The following is a 2,874-nucleotide window of genomic DNA, read 5'->3' as shown; positions in this document are numbered from 1 at the left end:
GCGCTTACACACCCCACCTATCAACGTTGTGGTCTCCAACGGCCCTTTAGGACCCTCAAGGGGTCAGGGATGACTCATCTCAGGGCTCGCTTCCCGCTTAGATGCTTTCAGCGGTTATCGATTCCGAACTTAGCTACCGGGCAGTGCCACTGGCGTGACAACCCGAACACCAGAGGTTCGTTCACTCCGGTCCTCTCGTACTAGGAGCAACTCCCTTCAATCATCCAACGCCCACGGCAGATAGGGACCGAACTGTCTCACGACGTTCTGAACCCAGCTCGCGTACCACTTTAAATGGCGAACAGCCATACCCTTGGGACCGACTTCAGCCCCAGGATGTGATGAGCCGACATCGAGGTGCCAAACACCGCCGTCGATATGAACTCTTGGGCGGTATCAGCCTGTTATCCCCGGAGTACCTTTTATCCGTTGAGCGATGGCCCTTCCATTCAGAACCACCGGATCACTATGACCTACTTTCGTACCTGCTCGACCTGTCCGTCTCGCAGTTAAGCTGGCTTATGCCATTGCACTAACCTCCTGATGTCCGACCAGGATTAGCCAACCTTCGTGCTCCTCCGTTACTCTTTGGGAGGAGACCGCCCCAGTCAAACTACCCACCAGGCACTGTCCGCGAGCCCGATTCAGGGCCCTGCGTTAGAACATCAAACATACAAGGGTGGTATTTCAAGGACGGCTCCAGCGCAACTGGCGTCACGCCTTCAAAGCCTCCCACCTATCCTACACATGTAGGTTCAATGTTCAGTGCCAAGCTGTAGTAAAGGTTCACGGGGTCTTTCCGTCTAGCCGCGGGTACACCGCATCTTCACGGCGAATTCGATTTCACTGAGTCTCGGGTGGAGACAGCATGGCCATGGTTACACCATTCGTGCAGGTCGGAACTTACCCGACAAGGAATTTCGCTACCTTAGGACCGTTATAGTTACGGCCGCCGTTTACCGGGGCTTCGATCAAGAGCTTCGCTTGCGCTAACCCCATCAATTAACCTTCCGGCACCGGGCAGGTGTCACACCCTATACGTCCACTTTCGTGTTTGCAGAGTGCTGTGTTTTTGATAAACAGTCCCAGCCATCTGGTCACTGCGACTCCCGACAGCTCCATCCGCAAGGGACTTCACCATCAAGAGCGAACCTTCTCCCGAAGTTACGGTTCTATTTTGCCTAGTTCCTTCACCCGAGTTCTCTCAAGCGCCTTGGTATTCTCTACCCGACCACCTGTGTCGGTTTGGGGTACGATGACTTGTAATCTGAAGCTTAGAGGCTTTTCCTGGAAGCAGGGCATCAATGGCTTCCACACCGTAGTGTGTTCGTCTCGTGTCTCAGTGTTGTGTCTCCGGATTTGCCTAGAAACACCACCTACGCACTTTCACCAGGACAACCGTCGCCTGGCCCACCTAGCCTTCTCCGTCCCCCCATCGCAATTACAAGTCGTGCAGGAATATTAACCTGCTTCCCATCGACTACGCCTTTCGGCCTCGCCTTAGGGGTCGACTCACCCTGCCCCGATTAACGTTGGACAGGAACCCTTGGTCTTCCGGCGAGGAGGCTTTTCACCCCCTTTATCGTTACTTACGTCAGCATTCGCACTTCTGATATCTCCAGCATACCTCTCGATACACCTTCGCAGACTTACAGAACGCTCCCCTACCACTTGCACTAAGTGCAAATCCGCGGCTTCGGTGCCTGGTTTGAGCCCCGTTACATCTTCCGCGCAGGCCGACTCGACTAGTGAGCTATTACGCTTTCTTTAAATGATGGCTGCTTCTAAGCCAACATCCTAGCTGTCTGAGCCTTCCCACATCGTTTCCCACTTAACCAGAACTTTGGGACCTTAGCCGGCGGTCTGGGTTGTTTCCCTCTTCACGACGGACGTTAGCACCCGCCGTGTGTCTCCCGGATAGTACTTACTGGTATTCGGAGTTTGCATGGGGTTGGTAAGTCGGGATGACCCCCTAGCCCAAACAGTGCTCTACCCCCAGTAGTATTCGTCCGAGGCGCTACCTAAATAGCTTTCGGGGAGAACCAGCTATCTCCGAGTTTGATTGGCCTTTCACCCCCAGCCACAGGTCATCCCCTAACTTTGCAACGTTAGTGGGTTCGGTCCTCCAGTTGATGTTACTCAACCTTCAACCTGCCCATGGCTAGATCACCCGGTTTCGGGTCTACACCTTGCAACTAGACGCCCAGTTAAGACTCGGTTTCCCTACGGCTCCCCTATACGGTTAACCTCGCTACAAAATGTAAGTCGCTGACCCATTATACAAAAGGTACGCAGTCACCCCGAAGGGCTCCCACTGCTTGTACGTACACGGTTTCAGGTTCTATTTCACTCCCCTCACAGGGGTTCTTTTCGCCTTTCCCTCACGGTACTGGTTCACTATCGGTCAGTCAGGAGTATTTAGCCTTGGAGGATGGTCCCCCCATATTCAGACAGGATGTCACGTGTCCCGCCCTACTCGATTTCACATCAAGGTTGTTTTCGTGTACGGGGCTATCACCCTGTATCGCCGGCCTTTCCAGGACCGTTCCACTAACTTCCAAGATGCTTAAGGGCTAATCCCCGTTCGCTCGCCGCTACTGAGGGAATCTCGGTTGATTTCTTTTCCTCGGGGTACTTAGATGTTTCAGTTCTCCCGGTTCGCCTCTGTTACCTATGTATTCAGTAACAGATACCCGAGTTATCTCGGGTGGGTTTCCCCATTCGGAAATCTGTGAGTAATAGCGTCTCTTACCGACTTCTCACAGCTTATCGCAGGTTAGTACGTCCTTCATCGCCTCTGACTGCCAAGGCATCCACCATGTACGCTTAGTCACTTAACCATACAACCCCAAGAAGTGTCGGTGAAACCGGCAC

Annotated in this window: 1 rRNA gene; it reads right to left on the bottom strand. The window is 53.4% G+C overall.

Annotation, left to right across the window (positions count from 1 at the left end):
* Nucleotides 1-2,840 (bottom strand): 23S ribosomal RNA (locus tag LRL22_RS20365); the annotation flags it as partial.
* Nucleotides 2,841-2,874 lie beyond the last annotated feature (34 nt).

It is taken from the genome of Aeromonas sp. PI_26 (assembly GCF_027854445.1).
Taxonomy (GTDB): domain Bacteria; phylum Pseudomonadota; class Gammaproteobacteria; order Enterobacterales; family Aeromonadaceae; genus Aeromonas; species Aeromonas veronii.
The sequence above is the reverse complement of the archived record's forward strand: the minus strand, read 5'-3'. Positions and strand labels throughout refer to the sequence as shown.